13 protein-coding genes and 2 pseudogenes are annotated in these 19,389 nt (G+C 66.1%); 10 read left to right on the plus strand and 5 right to left on the minus strand.

The features are described 5' to 3' along the window. Positions 1–109 precede the first annotated feature (109 nt). The 4 genes from HTZ84_RS17280 (at position 110) to HTZ84_RS17295 (ending at position 6,450) form a co-directional block, all read left to right on the plus strand. Positions 110–4,402 carry a vWA domain-containing protein gene (locus HTZ84_RS17280; RefSeq protein WP_174681812.1) on the plus strand — a complete coding sequence of 1,431 codons (4,293 nt, stop codon included), beginning with the start codon at positions 110–112 and terminating at the stop codon, positions 4,400–4,402. Next, on the plus strand, positions 4,392–4,940 hold the full coding sequence (locus HTZ84_RS17285; RefSeq protein WP_174681813.1) for a hypothetical protein: 549 nt from the start codon (positions 4,392–4,394) through the stop codon (positions 4,938–4,940). Before HTZ84_RS17280 ends, HTZ84_RS17285 begins: the two co-directional genes overlap by 11 nt. A gap of 666 nt (positions 4,941–5,606) precedes the next feature. After that, positions 5,607–6,146 carry a hypothetical protein gene (locus HTZ84_RS17290; RefSeq protein WP_174681814.1) on the plus strand — a complete coding sequence of 180 codons (540 nt, stop codon included), beginning with the start codon at positions 5,607–5,609 and terminating at the stop codon, positions 6,144–6,146. 61 nt (positions 6,147–6,207) lie between these two features. Further along, positions 6,208–6,450 carry a hypothetical protein gene (locus HTZ84_RS17295; RefSeq protein WP_174681815.1) on the plus strand — a complete coding sequence of 81 codons (243 nt, stop codon included), beginning with the start codon at positions 6,208–6,210 and terminating at the stop codon, positions 6,448–6,450. A gap of 27 nt (positions 6,451–6,477) precedes the next feature. Here HTZ84_RS17295 and alaS read toward each other — a convergent pair whose 3' ends face one another. Further along, positions 6,478–9,255, minus strand: a complete 2,778-nt coding sequence (gene alaS, locus HTZ84_RS17300) for an alanine--tRNA ligase (protein WP_174681816.1) — start codon at positions 9,253–9,255, stop codon at positions 6,478–6,480. 240 nt (positions 9,256–9,495) lie between these two features. Between alaS and HTZ84_RS17305 the strand changes: the two genes are divergently transcribed. The 3 genes from HTZ84_RS17305 to HTZ84_RS17315 all read left to right on the plus strand — a co-directional run bounded on the left by HTZ84_RS17305 (position 9,496) and on the right by HTZ84_RS17315 (position 11,944). Continuing rightward, positions 9,496–10,176, plus strand: a complete 681-nt coding sequence (locus tag HTZ84_RS17305) for a hypothetical protein (protein WP_174681817.1) — start codon at positions 9,496–9,498, stop codon at positions 10,174–10,176. Next, on the plus strand, positions 10,173–10,880 hold the full coding sequence (locus tag HTZ84_RS17310; protein ID WP_174681818.1) for a hypothetical protein: 708 nt from the start codon (positions 10,173–10,175) through the stop codon (positions 10,878–10,880). Before HTZ84_RS17305 ends, HTZ84_RS17310 begins: the two co-directional genes overlap by 4 nt. A 164-nt stretch (positions 10,881–11,044) precedes the next feature. Then, complete coding sequence (locus tag HTZ84_RS17315; protein WP_174681819.1) at positions 11,045–11,944, plus strand: polysaccharide deacetylase family protein; 900 nt, start codon at positions 11,045–11,047, stop codon at positions 11,942–11,944. Here the strand turns inward: HTZ84_RS17315 and HTZ84_RS17320 are convergent. Next, positions 11,935–12,585 (minus strand): asparaginase domain-containing protein, encoded by a 651-nt coding sequence (locus tag HTZ84_RS17320; protein ID WP_254611773.1) that lies wholly within the window; start codon positions 12,583–12,585, stop codon positions 11,935–11,937. The two genes, HTZ84_RS17315 and HTZ84_RS17320, sit on opposite strands and share 10 nt — an antisense overlap. Before the next feature lie 155 nt (positions 12,586–12,740). On the opposite strand from HTZ84_RS17320, the gene HTZ84_RS17325 reads away from it, so the two are divergent. Then, positions 12,741–14,888, plus strand: a complete 2,148-nt coding sequence (locus HTZ84_RS17325) for a GAF domain-containing protein (RefSeq protein WP_174681820.1) — start codon at positions 12,741–12,743, stop codon at positions 14,886–14,888. Positions 14,889–14,981: 93 nt separating this feature from the next. Here HTZ84_RS17325 and rfc read toward each other — a convergent pair. Together rfc and HTZ84_RS17335 are read right to left on the minus strand one after the other, a co-directional pair. Beyond that, positions 14,982–15,524, minus strand: a pseudogene (gene rfc, locus HTZ84_RS17330) (replication factor C small subunit); the annotation flags it as partial. 3 nt (positions 15,525–15,527) lie between these two features. Next, positions 15,528–16,296 (minus strand): annotated as a pseudogene (locus HTZ84_RS17335) (replication factor C small subunit); the annotation flags it as partial. Positions 16,297–16,451: 155 nt separating this feature from the next. Here HTZ84_RS17335 and HTZ84_RS17340 point away from each other — a divergent pair. Both HTZ84_RS17340 and samp2 read left to right on the plus strand, forming a co-directional pair. Next, complete coding sequence (locus tag HTZ84_RS17340) at positions 16,452–17,537, plus strand: polymer-forming cytoskeletal protein (protein ID WP_174681821.1); 1,086 nt, start codon at positions 16,452–16,454, stop codon at positions 17,535–17,537. Positions 17,538–17,624: 87 nt separating this feature from the next. After that, complete coding sequence (gene samp2, locus HTZ84_RS17345) at positions 17,625–17,861, plus strand: ubiquitin-like small modifier protein SAMP2 (RefSeq protein ID WP_174681822.1); 237 nt, start codon at positions 17,625–17,627, stop codon at positions 17,859–17,861. A gap of 335 nt (positions 17,862–18,196) precedes the next feature. Here the strand turns inward: samp2 and solA are convergent, their stop codons facing one another. After that, on the minus strand, positions 18,197–19,342 hold the full coding sequence (gene solA, locus HTZ84_RS17350; RefSeq protein WP_174681823.1) for an N-methyl-L-tryptophan oxidase: 1,146 nt from the start codon (positions 19,340–19,342) through the stop codon (positions 18,197–18,199). Between the last annotated feature and the right edge of the window lie 47 nt (positions 19,343–19,389).

Here is a 19,389-nt window from a genome sequence, read left to right on the forward strand (position 1 = left end):
GAAATTATAACTAATCTACCATTCTCATCGTTGAACACTCTACGGACAGTATAACTTGATGTCCAATATTAAGGGAAATTATAAATACAGGAAATATTATATCTCTGGTATGGGGTTCGAAAAAGAACGATTGGGTGCAGTATTCTTCGCCGTACTACTGGCGACCTCGCTGGTCGCTATGCCCGCACTCGCGAGCGGACCGAGTGCGAGTGCGGCGGACGAGCAACGGTCTCCGTTCGCAGTCCAGCCCGGTAACTCTCCCGGGCCTAACGATGGATCGCTCGGTCAGAAGGGCGGTGGACCACCGGGTCAAGACGGACCGCCGGGACACGACCGCGGCGATGCAAACGTCACGGTTCCGAATCTCGAGGAGAACACGACGCTCGAGACGATCCTCGCTGCGACTGAACGCCTCGAGGAGCTCGATATTGCGGACGACGACGACGCGACGGCGGCGGCGAACGATACCGTCGCGGCGATCAATGCTTCGCTGCACGAGTACCGTCGGGCCCGATACGCTGATTCGCAGGCGGCCTTCAAACACTTGGCTGACGCACAGCAGGCGCTCGCGACACTGCGGAGCGAAGTCGATGCGGACGACGAAGCGGTCGTCGATGCGATTAGCGAAGAACTGTACACGGCGGGCAACGCGAGCGCTCGCCTCGCCGTCTCCGATGCGACCGCTGTCGTCGCCGAAAACGAAGGCGAGTTCCGCAATCGCGGACAGCGACAGAAGGTCGAGAGTGCACTCGGAAACGCCATCAATGCCCTCGAACGGGCCGATAGGACCGTTTCGCGGGACACCTCTGGGAAGGGAAAGAAACGAGGCAAGTCCGCTGACCGATCGATCGGTCCGGACGACCGCGCGAAAGCGTTGTCGCACCTCGAGAACGCCTGGAAGCACACGGAGCGAGCGTTCGACGCGGTCGAAGCAAACACCGAACCCTCGCTGTCGCTGACGCAGGGGCGCCCATTCGAACGAAACGGGACGGTCCAAGTGTCGCTTCAGGCAATCCTGACCGACGTTCGTCCCTATAACTACGATAACGCCACGGTGACGGTCGATGGAAACGCCGACGTCGATCCCGTTTCGTTCACTACCAGCGAAAAAGCGGGAACGACTGCGATCGGATCGACGGTCGTCGATCTGGGGGCCGACCCCGAAAATGTGACCGTTACGGTGGCAGCGACGGCGGACCACGACGCCGACCGAACGGTCGAAGCGACCCACGAGATTCGTATTACGGAGGACGATATCGTGTGGGAACGGCCCGCCCCCGACGAATACCAGACCGTTGAAGCCGTCGACGAATCCTCTGGCGTTTCAGTCGCCGTCGGCGGGGACGGCCTCCACGAGACCGACATCTCGGTTTCCGACGAGACGCCCGCGACCGATAGCGCGTACCGTGCCGGACCGATGGTACGCATCGAGAACGCGACGCCGATCGACGAGGCGACCGTCGAGATTCCCCTCGACGGCGAGGCGCTCGAGCGCGAGGGGAACCTCTCGATCGTCACGTGGGATCCCCACAGCGACGAGCCGTGGACGCCGGTCGAGACCGAGATCGACCGCGACGCCGGCGTCGCGACCGCCGACGTCGACCACTTCTCCTTTTTCTCGGTGTTCCGGATCGACGACTGGGAGGATCGGACGAGCGATACGATCACGCTCGACGACGAACACCTCGACGACGGCGTCGGGAACGGCACCGAGATCGAGAACGCCGATTTCGTCTTCGTACTCGACGAGAGCGGCAGTATGAGCGGTGCGCCGATCGACTACGCCGAAGACGCCGCCAAGCGCTTCGTCGGCGCGCTCACCGACGACGAACGCGCCGGGCTGGTCGGCTACGACTCGAGTGCGAGCCTCGATCAGTCGCTGACGACCGACCACGACGCGCTCAACCGCAGCCTCGAGCGCCTGGACGCCGGCGGCGGTACCCACACCGAAGCCGGCCTCCGCGTCGGCCTCGATCACCTCGAGAGCGCGGGCTGGGAGAACCGCTCGGACGTGATGATCCTGTTGTCTGACGGGAAGTCCAACAGCGACTCCGATCCGCTATCGGTCGCCGAAGACGCCGCCGACGCCGGCATCGAGATCAGTACGATCGGCCTCGGGAACAGCATCGACGAGAACGAACTCCGCGAGATCGCGGCCATCACCGGCGGCGACTTCCACCACGTCGAACGGGAGGAAGACCTCCCCGAGACGTTCGAGCGCGTCGCCGAAAATCAGACCGGCGTCGACCTGCGGGATACCAACGGCGACGGGATTCCAGATCTCGTCGCCGAGATGGATCTCTCGATGCCGACCGGCGAACCCGGCGTCGTCGGCGAACCGCTGAACCTCGATCCGATCGCCTTAGATACCAGCGGCGACGGCATCCGCGACAACGAGACCGTCGACATCGATTATCGAGTCTACGAGGAGAACAACGAGACGAAGCTCACTGCACAGGTCACCTATGCCGAGCATCATCCGGCACGGATCGATACGACTGGCGACGGATTGACGGATCGCGAACAACTCGACGGCTGGGAGATCGAGGTCGTCGACAACTGGGAGGACGCGAAGGCTCTCGAAGAAGCACTTCACGAGGAGGGCGATCCAGTTCTCGAACCGTACTTTACATCGAAGACTGCATCAGCCGATCCGTTAGTTAGCGACACTACTGGAAACGGTCTCACCGATGCCGAGCAGGTTACACTCGGAACGGATCCCGCTGCAGTCGATACGACGGGTGACGGTCTCTCGGACGCGTACGCCAGCGAATCGTTCCAAGAGGATCCAACGGTCTTTACCACCACACCGCCGCGGATCACGGCACTTGACGCCGACGAGGAAACCATCACGGAATGGCGAACGAAAGATGTGCTTTGGTGGACGGTCTCGTACCCCGTTTACACCTACGAGTACGAGTTCGAGTACACGATCGAAGACGAGGCGGGTCTCTCCCGGAGCGAGTTGACGAAAGACGGCCGGAGCTGGGACACTAACTACTATCGCGGTATCGAGGAAGTAGACGAATACACGCGCTTTACGTCGGCGTACGAAGGGTTCATCGCCGATTCGCTACGCGGTGCCGAGGTCTACATCGAAGTTGCCGACGTCCACGGAAACGAAGACAAGGTTCGCGCGTTCCAGAAGAATGCGTTCTATACCGACCTCGCCGAGGAGTACGCCACCGGCTCGCTGTCGGCCGGGACGACGGGAGCGCTCTCCGGGTTCACACACGGGGCATCGGAAACGGCGGATCTCCTCGTCTTGGTGTTCACCCGGCCCCACGACACATACGAGTCGTTACAGGAGGTTCGAGACGCGCTCGGGGAGACGACGGTCAGAGAGATCGTCGAAGGCCTCCCCGAGAGCGTCAGGGAGCAGCAACGTCAGGAGAATCCCTTCAACCCGTACACGGAGACGGCCAAACACGACGCGTTCGCTGACGGCTGGTACACCGGCTACAGCCTGCACTTCGCCGCTTCGATGGCATACGGCGGCTCCGTGACCAAGGCTGCCAGAAACCCCGACGAACTCATCGACGCGCTCCGACAGGCGCGTCGCAGCGTCGGCGATCTCTCGAGCGGCCTACGATCGGGATCGAAGACGGGACTGACGAGAAAGGCGATGACCGACGGCGGACAGTCGACCGACGACTTCCTTCGCAGTACTGGGTCGGCCGGTTCGTCGAAGAAAGCGAGTGATGCCGTCGAAGAAATTCCGGAATCACGGTTCTCAGAGTTAGTCGACGTTCACGAGCAGCTCGGTCAGTTCCTTACACGCCACGGTGATAGCGGAGCCGAGGCCGTCGCGAGACTGTCGGCTGACGATGTCCGCAAAGTCCTTCGATTCGATCGAGCGACGCAATATAAGTTCGTCTACGTCCTTCGGAATAAGGAGAACCTCCGGTTAGTCGATGATTCGGTTACCCCACAGGATCTAATACGCATCCAAGAAAACGGTAACTTACTCGAGACGCAACTGATTGCCAAACGCGGCGACGACGTCGAGAGCGTCCGGTGGATGGAACTCGGCGACGCTGACGCCGGGATGATCCACGTCAATGGGAGGCACATTTCAGGACAGATCGGTCTCGATCAAAAATCGATAACATCCTTCTTCCCAGTCGGACAAACAGTCAAAGGAAGACAGCTTCCAGCAACTATGTCTCAGAACGACGTATATGAGTTGATTCATCGCGCCACCAAGGAAGGGCAACCGCAATCGGGACCGGGAGATACGACGATCTATCGATTTGAACCAGAATCCAGTACAGGAGTCTCCGAAATGAGGGTCGATGTCGAGCAAGGTCAGATTATCACAGCGCTTCCCGAAGAAGGATCCGGAGTGAAAAAGTGGGTTCCCGACCTCGATGGGTCTGGAGGCTGGTTAGATGAACGATAACGATCCACGATCGGTGTTCTCGGTCGCGATCGAATATGACGACAGCATGTCACGCAAGATTCGCGAGGGGACGCATAACCCCTTGAGTGGGATTACGTTGCGAACCGATCGTGAATCGCTTCCGCGGGGCGATGACGTTGCTCTGAGCGCATACCTGCACAGCTTCCTATACGAACTGGCCACGAGCGTGCTCCATGTCGTCGCTGGGCAACCCTACGCGTTCTCGGCTTCGGACGGTCCCGCTTACGTCGCCGTCGAACCGATTACCACCGATGCGGTACGGATCACGCAGTGTTATTCGAGGAGTACTGCCCTTCACCCCGACGAGCGGTCTGAGGATGAGGCGAGTCTAACCGTTCGACAGGCGGCGTTCGTGGAGGAAACGATCGACGCTGGGACAACGTTCCGCGACTTTGTCAATTCGACCAACACCGCGCTGACTGACGAGCTACGCCAGTTCGAGTGGCATCTCGAGACAGCGAAGACTGTCTCGAGTCAGTTTCAGTCTCGACCGAACGGCGAATCTCACGGTCGCTGACGCGTCGTTGAAGAGATCCTGCGACTCGGAGTTCGTCGATGCGATCCGCCGGGCTGCAGCCAAGTACGTCGAAACGGTGATCGACGAGAACGAGGACCTGTCCAACGAACTCATCGAGTTCGAGCGATACCGTCGCGCAGTCGGACGGCTCGCGGAGCGCGAAGCGGACGCCCAGTCCGCGTATCCATCGCGGCACAATGACGGACAGCTGACCGCTAGTGCGGACACCAATCCGACCGGTGGTTCGATCCGACCCCGATGCCAAGTGAATCCGTTCACGATGAACTATCGATCGAACTCGTCCGTGAGCCAGGCTTCGAGCGCCGGGCGGTCGAAGGTGGTCGGGTAAATCCGCGGGATTCGCTCGCCATCGCGGTCGATGGTCCTTCGTCGCCGGCGGCCCAGAGACACTCCCGATTTCCGGCTATCTGTACGACATGATCGCTCACCTCCGACGTACGTCACGCTCTGTCCTCACCCCGAAAACGCAGTTCGAGTAGGAGAACTATAGACGTACTTTTTACTCGATGATCCGAACTACATCGACGACTTAGTTGATGAAGGAACGGCAATCAGACTAGATGCAGGGGATACATAATGGGATTCACACCGACGAGAGAGCGGTTAGAACGCTCGCTCGAGACCTATCGTGATCAGCTTCGGACTGTGTCCGAGGTAGAATCGGCCGCTGCGCTCGATCGCACTGGTCCGAATACCGTTTCGGGGCTCCTCGCCATCGCGAACGAGACCGAGTTCGTGCTCGAGGTGTGCTCCGAGAAGGTCGGGGACCACGGCTTACGGGAACAGTTCGAGACGCTACGAGAGGAGACGAACGGAGTGCTCGAAGAAGCGGAGTATCGAGAGAAGGCGTTCGAGGAGCTCCAGTACATGATCGACCGGTATCCGAGCGTGGTGAACCACTTCCTCGAACTCGAGCCAGTCCCGAACGAGCTGCGGAACGACCTGGACTGGCGAGATCGGTTGGAAATAACGCGTCTAGAATTAGATCCGTACTTCGACCTGCACGACGAACACATCAGGATCGAAACGCTCGACGAGGTTCTGCGGCTGCGTTACGAACAGGAAATCGATACCGTCCTCGACGAACGGGCCGGTGTCGAACGATCATACTATCCGGAGTCGTTCTGGTGGCGTCATCCGTCGAAGGTCGACGAAGAACTCGATTCGTCGTCGAACGGAGCCTGAGCGACGAGGTGGGAGGCTCGACCGTCTGGAGATCACCGCGGGAAAACTGCAATACCCGATCATGCCACCTCACGAATTAGTCGAACGACACGTCGATTCACTCGGCGAGAGCGTCTCAGCAGTCCGGGACGCGTCCGTCGAAGACCTGGATCCGTTCGATCGACACGCGCTCAGCGGGATGCTTTCGCTGTCGGCGAGAATCGAACTCCTCCTCTCGAACGAGGAAACGCGAAACGAGGTCGATACGGAGGTCATCAGTGAATATCGATCGCTCTCGAGCGGGATCGAGACCGAAGCCGAATAGCTGAGCGCTGACCGCGCCAAGCAGCGGTCAGGCGTCCTGAATCTGCCGCAACACGTCGGGCGCGTCCTCGAGCGCCGCGTCGAGATCCTCGACGTTCGGGCCGCCGCCCTGCGCGAAGTCCGGCGGGCCGCCGCCGCCGCCGCCGACGCGGCCGGCGAGTTCGCCGACGACCTCGCCGGCGTTGACGTCCGAATCGTCGGGCACCGCGACGACGAACTGGGCGCCGCTCTGGCCGCTGCCGAGGACGGCGATCTTCCCCTCTCCGACGAGAGCGTTCGCGGTCGCGCGGAGCTCGTCCATGTCGGCGTCGATGCGGTCGACGACCGCGGTCCGGTCACCGACGTCGACCTCCTCGCCGCCGCCACCGCCGCCGGCGCGGGCCGCGGCGAGCTGTTCCGTCAGGTCTTCGATCTCCTTGCCTCGCGCCTTCCACTCCTCGAAGAAGCGTTCGGCGGTTTCGGGCACGTCCTCGGGCGAGACGTCGAGGACGTCGGCGGCCTCGTAGAGGGCGTCCTCTTTTTCCTGCGTCGACTCGATCGCGGCCTCGCCGGCCGCGAACGTGATGCGCTCGACGCCGTCCTGGACGCGTTCCGTGTTCAGGATCTTGATCGAGCCGATGTCGCCGGTGCGGGCGACGTGCGTGCCGCCGCAGGCCTGGATATCGTCGGCGACCTGGATCAGCCGGATCTGCTCGCCCGGCGGAATCCCGCCCTGGTAGAGGTCGAAGCCGTGTTCGGACTCCGCGTCGTGGCGGTCGGGCCAGTCCTGGGTGACCTGGGTGTTGTCCATCACGAGCTCGTTGGCCAGCGACTCGATCTCCTTGACGTCCGCGCGGGAGATGCGGTCGTAGTGGCGGACGTCGATCCGCGAGGAGTCGACGCCCTTCTGGGCGCCGGCCTGGCGGATGTGCTCGCCTAAGACCTGTCGGGCCGCGTGGATGACGATGTGGGTCGCCGTGTGGTGGCGCATGAGTTGGCGCCGGCGGCTGCCGTCGATCTGACCGTTGACGAGTTCGCCCTTACCGGGGTCATCGTCGGTCCGGTGGAGGATGACGCCGTCTTCGATCTGGACGTCCTCGACTTCGACGGTCGTGTCGTCGGTCGAGAGCGTCCCCGTGTCCGAGGGCTGACCGCCGCCCTCGGGGTAGAACATCGTCTGGTCGAGGACGACGTCGTACCCCTCTTCGCGCTCGAAGACGTCCAGGACGACCGCCTCGAACTGGGTGCGCTCCTGATCGTCGTAGTAGAGCTTCTCCGTCTCGGGGAGATCCGAGAAGCGCTCGTCCTCGTCCTCCTCGACCTCCTCGGCGCCCTCGGGGGTGTCGTGGCGCTGGGCGACGAGGCTGTAGAAGTCGTCGGGGACGTCGACGTCGGCGCCGGCCTCTTCGGCGATCTCCGCGACCATGTCGGGCTGGATACCGTGGGAGTCGTAGAGCTCGATCAGCTCCTCGGTCGGGATCGGCTCGCCCCGCTCCGCGTACTCCTCGGCCAGCGACTCGACGCGGCGACCGCCCCGCTCGAGCGTCTCGCGGTACTTCTCGATCTCGGTGCGGACGATGTCGCGGATCGTGTCGCGGTTCTCGTACTCGAGGCGTTCCGCCTGCATGTCGACGAGTTCGTCCAGCGGCGCGTCGACGCCGGCGTTGTCACAGAGGCGCTTCGTGCGGCGCAGGACCATCCGCGCGAGGTAGCCCGTCCCGACGTTCGAGGGGACGATGCCGTCGCCGAGCATGTAGGCCAGCGTGCGGCAGTGGTCGGCGATGGCGTAGATGTCCTCGAGGGGCTCGACGAGATCGCGCAGCTGGTCGACGGAGACGCCGATCTCGGCGGCGATCTCGCCGCGGGCGGCCTCGACGTCGTCGACGTCGTCGATGTCGAGCTGCCCGGAGAGGCGAGCGGCGCGGGAGACGATCTCGGTCTCCTCGTCGGTGTAGGAGAGGCCGGCGTTGTCCTTGAGGAAGTCGATCATCTCCGGGTAGATCGCCTCGTAGACCGTCGCGGTGCCCTGACTCATCCAGGTCCACCGTTCGAGGCCGTAGCCGGTGTCGACGATGTAGGTGTCCATGTAGGAGTACCGGTTCCCGTCCTTGAGCTCGTACTCGCCCTCGGGGTCTTGCTCCATGCACATGAAGACCAGCGTGGCGATCTCGAGCCCGCGGTAGATGACCTCGATGGCGGGGCCGGCGTTGCCGCCGCCGACCCAGGGATCCTCGATGTAGGTGACCTCGCTGATGTCCGCGCCGAGTTCCTGGAGCAGGCCGTCGCAGAGTTCGACGGTGCGGTCCTTCCAGTAGACCTCGCCGTGGTAGGCGTACTTGTCCTCGGGGATGTCCTCGCGCGTGTTGAACGCGTGGTGGGCCATCATCTCGAAGGCCATCGTGTGCCGGCCCGTCTTGCCGACGTTGTCGATGTCCTGCATCCGGATGCAGGGCTGGGACACCGTCAGCGGGTTCGCCGGCGGCGGCGTCTCGCCGCTGGTGACCAGCGGCTGGAAGTCGTAGATCGAGGCCTGGGTCAGTAGGACGTCGTCGCGCCACCGGTTGGCGGCGACGGGGTAGGGATCGATCCGCTCGTGGTCGTGGTCTTCGAAGTACGAGAGGAACACCTCGCGCATCTCCGTCAGGCTGTACTCCTCGTCGAAGCCGGGATTCTCGATGAAGCCGTACTCCTCGCAGGGCGGCTCGCCGCAGGTCTCCCGGTCGTGGTCGCGGGTCCAGAAGTGCGCGCCACAGGACGGACACTCCTTGCGTTCGAATCCTTCCTCCTCGAAGTACTCGAGGCGGTACTCGTCCGCCAGTTCGCTCATTACGTATGTGTTGGCCAGCCAGCGCCTAAAACAGTTCCGCAACGTTCAATCGGGCGAAATCGTCGACCGCAACCGAAGCCGTCGCGCCGCCGCTGCCGGTCTCTTCGATCCACTGTCGTTTCGTTGAAAAGATATATAGTATTCCAATAGGTTCACACGTATAGGAATCGAAATGGACGGAATCGAACGCTTCGCTCGAGACGACCGCGGGCGCTCGGCCCGGCCGTCCGGTAGCGAGTGATGCGATCGAGACGCTCCCTGCTCCGGACCGGCGGCCTGGCCGCGGTCGGGACGCTCGGCGGCCTCGTCGCGTTACCGTCGCCGCCCGAGGCGACGCCGATGGATCACACGGCCGAAGCCGCCGCGCTGCCGGACGCGGTGGCCGGGTGGACCGACGACCGGATCACCCGCGAGACCGAGACGCCGATCGCGCGCTACCAGTACCGCGCGACCGCCGCCGACCCCGACCGAACCGACCGCGAGACGTTCGTCGCGACGTCGCCGATCAACGTCGTCCTCCTTCCGAACACCGAGACCGACGCGGCCGGCCTCGAGAGCGTCATGGAAGTACTCGAGGCCGAGGGCTGGCTTCGCGACCCCGACGAGTACACGCGCTACGCCTGGGACCGGACCGAGGGTCGGTTCGTCTGCCAGCAGGCGACGGCCGCCGAATCCTACTTCGGCGCCAGCGGCCGCTTTCACGTGCGCTGCTGGTCGTTCGAGGGAATCGTCTCGATGCAGGTCCACGAGGACTCGGCCGCCCGGCCGAAACACGACGTGATCTCCTACGACCGCGGCCGCGAGTCGATCGCCGCGGCCTTCGACGCGGCCGGCTGGGACGTCTCGCCGGCCGCGATCGATCTCGACAACGACCAGAGCGACCACGACGGGTTCGCGACCGTCATCACGGAGTCCCAATGAGCACCGACGACCGCAACCGGAACCGGTTCGCCCTCCGATCCGCAGTCAACGCCGTTCTCGACCATCCGCTTGCCGGCCTCGAGCGCCGTCGAACGACGGTGGCCGTCGCGTACTTGTGCGCCCTGATCGGGCTGTTCGTCGTCAGCTACGCGGGGGCGAACGTCGCGGTCGACGACGTGCTGCTGGACACGCTATCGCTCGGGTTCGACCACGTCAGCACCGTCCTGATCGTCGCCGTGTCGGTCACGATCACGATCGTTCCGTTCGCGTACGCGATCTGGAACGGCGGGCCGGGACTGGCCTTCGCGATCCCGCTGGTGCCGGTCGCTCTCGGCGACCTCGCGGCGGGCCAGTACGTGCTCGGCGTCGATACGGCGGTCGCGCTGACCGCCGGCGCGGCCGCGAGCGCGCTCGCCCTCTACGCGACCGACGTTCGGACCGCGGACTCGCTTCGCCCCTGGCGGACCGCCGGCGGCCCCGCGGTCCCGCGGCTGCTCGCGGTGACGGTCCTGACGGTCGTCGCCGCCTTCGGCATCGCGCGGTTCGTCGCCGTCGTCCCGCCGCGGAGCCTCGAGCGCTACGCGCCCTTCGCCGCGCTCTGGCTCGTTCCCCTCGGGATCGTCGCCAGCTACTGGGCCGGCGAGGTCCGAACGACGGTCGCGACGCGGACCGAGCACACTGACGGCGATCGAGCCGATACGTAACCGGCGTCGAACCGAATCGGTAATTCTACGGAGCGACCTCGAGACTTCGCTAACGATTCGACTCGAGGTACCGTAATCGGCGGCGACCGATCAGCGCCGATTACGGTCACGAGCGGCCGTGAAACAGTTCTTTACCGTTCGTTCGTGAGAGCTACGACCGCACTATGGGAACTGTTGATGTCGCGATCGGCGTCGACGCGGACTGCGTCGCCGGCTGGCTCGGCTCGTACGGCGGAGCGGACTCGCCCGCGGACCTCTCGCGGGGGCTGGCCGCCGGCAACGAGGGCATCCCGCGGATGCTCGCGCTCTTCGACGAGCGGGACATCGAGACGTCCTGGTACGTCCCCGGCCACACGATCGACACCTTCCGCGACGAGATCGAGGCGGTCGCGGCCGACGGCCACGAACTGGGCGTCCACGGCTACTCCCACGAGAACCCGACCGACCTCTCCCGGGAGCAGGAAGACGAGATCCTCGAGGTCTCGATCGACCGCATCGAGGACGTCACCGGGTCGGAGCCGGTCGGCCACCGCGCCAGCTGGTGGGAGTTCAGCGAGAACACGCCCGAACTCGTCGAGAAACACGGCTTCCTGTACGACAGCAGCCTCATGGAGCGGATGTTCGAACCGGGCTGGATGCGCAAGGGCGACAGCTGGGAGAAGATCCGGTACGAGGAGGACCCCGAGACGTGGATGGAGCCGTACCAGTACGGCGAGGAGACCGATGTCGTCGAGATTCCGATCAGCTGGTATCGCGACGACATTCCGCCGATGCTCTTTATCAAGCAGCCGATCTACCACGCCGGCTACAAGGATCCGGAGATGATGTACGAGCAGTACTACAAGCGGCAGTTCGACTACCTCTACGATCGCCGCGGCGCGGGCGTCTACACCTTCACGATCCACCCGGACATCCACGGCCTGCCCCACATGATTCCGCTGCTCGAGGAGTTCATCCAGTACGTCAAGAGCCACGAGAACGCGCGGTTCACCACCCTCGAGACGATCGCCGAGACGTACAAAGACGATCCGTCGGTGTACGAGAGCGAGAGCGACTACGTCTGAGAGTCAACGGGCGAAAATGCCTCTCGTATCGTGTCGTCGTCGTCGAACGCCTCGAGCGCCAGCGCGAGTCGCAGTCTGTGGATCGCGACGCCGTTCCGGTCGACCGTCGCGACCGGCCCCGTGTTCCGCGAGCGAAACGCCTCGAGGGCGGACGTGTGGGCCTTCGTCACCGATCGGGCGCCGTGGATTGCCTCGTCGAACGCGACGAACGTCCCGCCGGCGTCGCGGTCGGCGAACGCCTCGGCGGCGCGGACCGCCGTCAGGAGGTTGCTCGGCCCGTCCGAACTCACCTCGTCCGGGCGGCGCTGGGCGCCCGTCAGGAACACCGGCGTCTCGGGCCGGACGGTGACGTCGAGGTAGTACGCCGTCTCCTCCATCGTGTCCGTGCCGTGGGTGACGACGACGGCGTCGACCGTCGGGTCGGCCTCGAGTTCGCGGACCCGCTCGCCGATCGCCTCGAGCGTCTCGCCGTCGATCTCGAAGCTCGGAACCTGCGCGACCGACTCGACCGAGAGCGACGCGTGGGCCTCGAGTTCCGGGACGGCCTCGAGGAGGTCCGCGCCCGTCCGCGTCGGCTTCGCCCCGCCGTCCGCGTCGGTGCTCGCGATCGTGCCGCCCGTGCTGAGAAGCGTCACGTCCATGGACTCACGTTTCACGGTGACGGCCGAAAAGGTGGTCCCGACCGGCGCTCTCGACCGGTCCCGAGTCGGTCACGGCTCGCGACTCAGCGTTCGATACGTCCGGAGCATTCGTATAGGGGCGAACGGTCACTCCACACGAACACGGTGCCAGCGTCATGAGTCCCTCGTCGCAGTTACGCCCGCGGACGGTGGTCTACCTCGCCGAAACCGACGATGCGGCCCGCGACGGCGCGGCCGCCCTCGAGCGCGTCGACTCGGGTCCGGAGCGCACGGTCCACCCGCTGACGACGGCCGTCGTCGATAGCCTGGCCGACTGGGCGTCCGCGGTCGACTGCGTCGTCTTCGCGGAGACGCCGACGACCGCGGCGGGAGCCACGCTGCTCGAGGCCGCCGAGGCCTGCGGGTCGACGCCGCTGGTGCTCTTCACCCGGTCCGCGTACGCGCCGGCGGCCGCGCGGTCGACCGACGGGATCGACGGCTACGTCCGCCGGGATACCGACGGCGCCGTCGCCCACCTCGCGGACGAGATCGAGTGGGTCTGCGCCGGCGAGCGCGCTGGCGCGGCGACGGCGCTGCCCGCCGCCGCCGCGGATTCGGGTTCGAACGCGGACGCGGTCGAGACGGGCGATACCGATACCACTGACACGACCGAGACCGCCGGCGCCGAGCGCCGGCCGGTCGCCGATATCCTCGAGGCGCTCCCCGACGTCGTCGCGTGCGAGGAGCGCGACCGACTCTTCGAGCGCCTGGTCGCGACCGCCGCCGACGCCGTCGGGACCGAGTGCGGCTGGCTGTCGACGGTCCACTTCGGCGAGTTGACGCCGCGGGCGACCACCGACGCGGTCGCGGCCGAGGACCTCGCCTCGATGCCCCGCGAGGGACCTCTCGACGAGGCACTCCGGAGCGGCGAGCCGATTCGGATCGACGACCTCGCGGCCGACGGGCGTCCGGAGCCGCCCCTCGAGGGGACGGAATCGCTGTGCTGTGCGCCGGTCGGCGACGTCGGCCTCCTCCTGCTCGCCGCCGCGGAACCGGCGGCGTTCGACGGCCGGGATCGCGACCTCCTCGCCGCGTGGGCGCGGGTCGGAGCCGCCGTCCTCGAGCGCGTCGAGACGGAAGCGGGCCTGCGGACAGATCGCGATCGGCTGCGCGGGGAACTGGACCGAGCCACCGAGGCTCGAGACCGACTCGAAGCGGAACGCGACGATCTGGCGGCCGAACGCGATCGGCTCGCCGCGGAGCGCGACCGCGCCCGAGCGCTGTTCGCGACCGTCCCGGATCCGGCGGTCCACTACGAGATCGACGGCGGCCGGCCGGTCGTCCGGGACGTCAACGACGCCTTTTCCGACGTCTTCGGCGCCGAACCGGCGGCGATCGTCGACGAGCCGCTGGACGCGGCTCCCCTCCCGCCGGGACTCGAGCACCGGCGGGCGACGCTGACCGAGGCGCTCCGGGCCGGTCGACGCCGGCAGCTGGTCAGCCGGCGCGAGACCGTCGACGGCGTCCGCGAGTTCCGGCTGACGGTGGTCCCCCTCGAGGCGGCCGACGGCGACGGCTCGGACGGGTCGGAGCCGGCCGGCGAAATCACCAATCCCGAGGGATTGGTCGTCTACGGCGACGTCACCGACGCGAACCGGACGGAGCGGGAACTGGCGGCCGCCGAGGGGCGCCTCGAGGCGATCGCGGAGAGCCTCGAGACGGACGTTCGAACGCCGCTGAACGTCGCCCGCGGCTATCTCGAACTCGTCGAGGAGACCCGCGACGCGGAGCACTTCGCCGAGGTCGAGACGGCCCAGGAACGGCTCCGCGAACGCGTCGCGGAACTGCTCGCGATCGCCCGCCGGGACGAGGTGGCCGTCGAGACCGAACCCGTCGCCGTCACCGACGTCGCGCGTCGGGCCTGGGTCGCCGTCGACACCGGCGACGCGCGGCTCGTGACCCGCGAGGATCGCGTCCTCAAGGCCGACAAGGCGCAGCTACGGGAGCTGTTCGAACACCTGTTGCAGGCTGCGGTCGAGAGCGTCGCCGAGGGAAGCGACGACGACGCGCCGGTCGTCACCGTCGGGGCGACCGACGACGGGTTCGCCGTGACCGGCCATCCCGCGGGGACCGACGTGACGTCCGCCGGATGGGAGACGACCCCCGTTCCGGGTCGGTTGGCCGCCGCCGACGGCACCGGGTTCGGGCTCGGGCCGGTCGAGCGGATCGCCGACGCCCACGGCTGGGACGTCGGCGTCGCCACCGACGAGGGAGCCACCTTCGCGTTTCGCGGGATCGGCCCGGCCGACGTGAGTCGCGACTGAGACGGACACTTCCGTCGCCGTAAAAAAGCGTACTTCGGACGGCGTGTTACAACCTCGAGTCGAAACGAAGGGCAGATGGCGAAGGCGGACCGGTCAGGCGTCGTCCTCGAGGGCCAGCGCCGCCAGCAGCGCCTCGAGTTGCAGCCGTTCGTTCGCGCCCTCGGTGATCCGGTAGTCGACCTCGCCGAGTCGCTCGAGCAGGCGCACGGTCGCCGTCTCGGGGATGTCGAACTCCCAGGCCGAGCGGTGCAGTTGGTCGATGACGTCGCCGCCGGCGAGCCCGCGCTCGGTCAGCAGGTCCTCCAGGGCGGCGCGGGCGGCGGTGAAGTCGCCGTCGATGGCGTGTTCGACCATCTCCTCGACCTCCTCGGGGCGCGCGGTGGCGGTGATCGCGAAGACGGTCTCCTCGTCGACGGTCTCGCCCATCACGGCCGCGGCCTGGAGGCCGTTGATCGCCTTTCGCATGTCGCCGTCGGCCGCGTAGACCAGGGCGTCGACGCCGTCGTCGGTGACCTCGATCCCCTCGTTTTCGGCGATTTCGCGGACCTGGGCCTCGATGGCGTCCTCGGTGAGTTCGGTAAAGCGGAAGACCGCACACCGGGACTGGATGGGGTCGATGATCTGACTCGAGTAGTTACGGGCGGCGCGGGCGGCGGTGAAGTCGCCGTCGATGGCGTGTTCGACCATCTCCTCGACCTCCTCGGGCGCGGTGGCGGTGATCGCGAAGACGGTCTCCTCGTCGACGGTCTCGCCATCACGGCCGCGGCCTGGAGGCCGTTGATCGCATGTCGCCGTCGGCCGCGTAGACCAGGGCGTCGTCGCCGTCGTCGGTGACCTCTGATCCCCTGTTTTCGGCGATTTCGCGGACCTGGGCCTCGATGGCGTCCTCGGTGAGTTCGGTAAAGCGGAAGACCGCACACCGGGACTGGATGGGGTCGATGATCTGACTCGAGTAGTTACACGAGAGGATGAAGCGCGTGTTGTTCGAGAACTGCTCCATCGTCCGACGCAGCGCGGACTGGGCGTCGGAGGTCAGCGCGTCGGCCTCGTCCAGGAAGATGATGCGGTGATCGTAGCCGCCGAACGAAGAGCGCGCGAAGTCCTTGATCCGGTCGCGGACGACGTCGATTCCGCGCTGGTCGGAGGCGTTGAGTTCGAGGAAGTTCTCGCGCCAGTCGTCGCCGTAGATTTCGCGCGCGACGGCCTGTGACGCCGTGGTTTTCCCCGTTCCGGCCGGCCCCGCAAACATGAGGTGGGGGAGGTCGTCCTGCTCGACGTAGCGTTGCAGCCGCGGGATGATGTTCTCGTGGCCCTTGATCTCGTCGAGCCGTTCCGGCCGGTACTTCTCGATCCAGACTTCGGTCCTGCCGGGTGTCGGCTCCGCCGCCTCGGCGTCGGCCTCGCTCATACCGCTCGCAAGGTGCGGCCGGAAGGTGAATCTTGCCTTGTCCGCGTCGGCCCGGTGGTCCCCCGGCCGCCGGCAGGGAATCACGACGGGGAGACAGTCCGACGTACTGACCGTTGCGTAGGGTATTTTTCTCGAGACTCGTCGTACGATCCTGTATGTCCGGTAACAGTAACTCGCGAACGCTGCTCGTCATCGCCCTCGCGGCCGTCGTCGTCGCCGGCGCCGTCCCGGCCACCGTCGCCGGACAGGCCGATCGAACGGGCGGCACGGTCGTCGTCGAGGAGGGCGAGACCGTCGACAGCCTCGAGGCGTTCGGGGGAACGGTCATCGTCGAAGGCACCGTAACGGGCGACGTCAGCGCCGTCGCCGGCGACGTGCGGATCGACGGAACCGTCGAGGGGGACCTCGAGGCCGTCGGCGGCAGCGTGACGATCGCCGGGACCGTCGACGGCGACGTCGAAGCCGCCGGCGGGAGCGTGACGATCACCGAGGAGGGAGTCGTCGGCGGGACGACCTCGATCGGCGCCGGAACGGTCGTCGTCGACGGGACGCTCGAGGGAGACGCGGAGATCGGCGCCGAGACGATCCAGCTGGGCGAGGGCGCGTCGATCGCGGGCGATCTGCGCTACGGCGGCGATCTCGAGGGGAACACCGACGCGGTCGCCGGTACCATCGAGCAGGATTCGTCGGTCGGCGTCGACGTCGCGCCGACGATCCAGCCGATCGCCTCGTGGCTGTTCGCGGCCTACGCGCTGGCGCTGAACCTCGTGCTCGGGGCGGCGTTGCTCGCCCTGTTCCCTCGGTTCTCGGACGGGGTCGCCAGTCGGGCCGCGAGCACGCCCGGACGGTCCGGACTGGTCGGGCTCGGGGTCCTCATCGGCGTTCCGGTCCTGCTGGTCGCGGTGGCGCTCACGGTGATCGGCATCCCGTTCTCGATCGTCGGCGCGTTCCTGTTCGCCCTCGCCGTCTGGCTCGGGCTCGTCTACGGCCGCTTCGCCGTCGGCGCGTGGCTGCTCTCGCTCGTCGGCGTCGGAAACCGCTGGCTCGCGCTGGTGGTCGGGCTGGTCATCGGCGCGGCGCTGGGGCTGGTGCCGTACGTCGGCGACCTGCTGAACCTGCTCGTGCTCCTGCTCGGCATCGGCGCGCTCGCCGTCGGCCTGTTCAGCCACTGGCGAACGGCCCGCGAGCGCGACCGGGAGTCGCGCGGCGGCGTCGGACCGAGTGGGCCGACGACCGACTGAGTACGTTCGATACCCGCCGGGTCGACGGCGCGGCGACGGGCCTCGCGAGAGCGACGCGCTCAAGTCCGCGCTCGCGTAACGGCGACTATGCGCGTCACCGTCGACGTCAAGGGCGAGGAGACCCGCGAGATCGACCTCGAGTCGGTCTCGGCGTCGGGAGCGACCGGAGACGGCGAGCCGACCCCGACCTATCAGGACCTCCTCCGCGAGGTCGATCTCAGCCCTCACGAGGTGAGCGTCCTCGTCGACGGTCGCCCGGTTCCGGAGGACCAGCCCGTCGAGAGCGAGCACGTAACGGTGTTGCGGCTGATCAAGGGCGGCTAACGCCGGTCGCGGATCGGTAGACCGACCGCGGGTCGGAGCGGCCGTCGAGCGTGCGTCCGACTCGGTCGACGAGTTCTGTGACTGTGAGGCCGTCCCCGTGTACGAGTAGTCGCCGCACGCTCCGCAAACTGCGCAGTGGTCAACGGGATCGACGCAGGAGTTCTGAAGCCGAACGAAAAGCTCGTTTCCGAGAGTGGTCGAATCGCGACGTCCGAGAGAAAGCGAACGACGAGCGCGATCGACGACGCCTGCGGCTCGAGCGAGGAACCGATCGGCGACCCGTCTCGAGCGTTTCGGCGCCGTCGGTGGCGAATCGAGGGACGGTTGCGGGCGACTCAGGCGTCGAATCGGTCGAGTCGGAACATGTCGATCGGGTGGTCGGTGTCGCCGTCGATCGCGAGGTCGGCGAGGATCTCGCCGATGACGCTGGCGAACTTGAAGCCGTGGCCCGAGAAGCCCGCGCCGACGACCACCTGCGGGTGCTCGGGGAGCGTATCGAGGATGAAGTGCTCGTCGGGCGAGTTGGTGAACATGCAGGTCGCGAGCCGCATCGTCGGCCCGGCGGCGTCGGTGAAGTAGTTCTCGGTGACTTCGCGGAGGAGCCGCTCGTCCTCGCGGTTCGGCTCCCTCTCGTAGTCGTCGGGATCGACCTCCTCGTCGCGGTGGTGGTACTTGCCGATCTTGAACCCCGGCACGTCGTAGATCGGCAGCCCGTAGAAGCGGCCTTCGGGGACCTCGAGGTTCCAGACCGGGAAGTTCTCGGGTTCGAACGTCGACGGCCGATCGGGCTGGAACCAGCCGAGTACCTGCCGCTCGGGGACCGCGAGCCCCTCGAGTACGTCGGTAAACTTGTAGTTCCACGCCCCCGCGGCGAGCACCATGTTCTCGGCTTCGTAAGTCCCGCGATCGGTTTCGACGCGGACGCCCTCGTCCGCCGTCGGCTCCCACTCGAGGACGCGCTCGCGGGCGCGCACCTCGGCGCCCGCCGCCTGGGCCGTCTCGACGTGGCCGACGATCGCCTGTTCGGGAACCACGAACCCGCCGTCGGGCTGGTACAAGGCCTTGTACCCCTCGGGGAGGTCGTAGCCGGGGAACCGCTCGGCGACCGCCGCGCTCGTGAGGACCTCGTGGGGAATGTCGTGTTCCTCGCAGGAGCGCAACGAGCCCTCGAAGACGACGTTATCCGGAGGGCCGGCGTCGATCGATCCCGTCCGGTGGATCACGTCGCGGCCGGTCTCCTCCGCGAGGTCGTCCCAGAGCTCGTAGGCCCGTTCGACGAGCGGAATGTAGGAGGGGTGCTCGTAGTAGGCGCGTCGAATGATCCGGGTGATCCCGTGGGAAGAGCCCATCGAATGGGGCACGTCGTAGCGTTCGAGGCCGAGCACGTCGCAGCCGCGGTCGGCGAGGTGAGCGGCCGTCGCGCTGCCTATCCCGCCGACGCCGATCACGATAACGTCGTATCGGGTTCCTGTCGCGACCATACTATCGGTCGGTTCGTCGGGCATCCACTTGGTTGTTAGTTAATGTC

Origin of the sequence: Haloterrigena gelatinilytica (assembly GCF_013342145.1) — an archaeon.
Lineage (GTDB): Archaea > Halobacteriota > Halobacteria > Halobacteriales > Natrialbaceae > Haloterrigena > Haloterrigena gelatinilytica.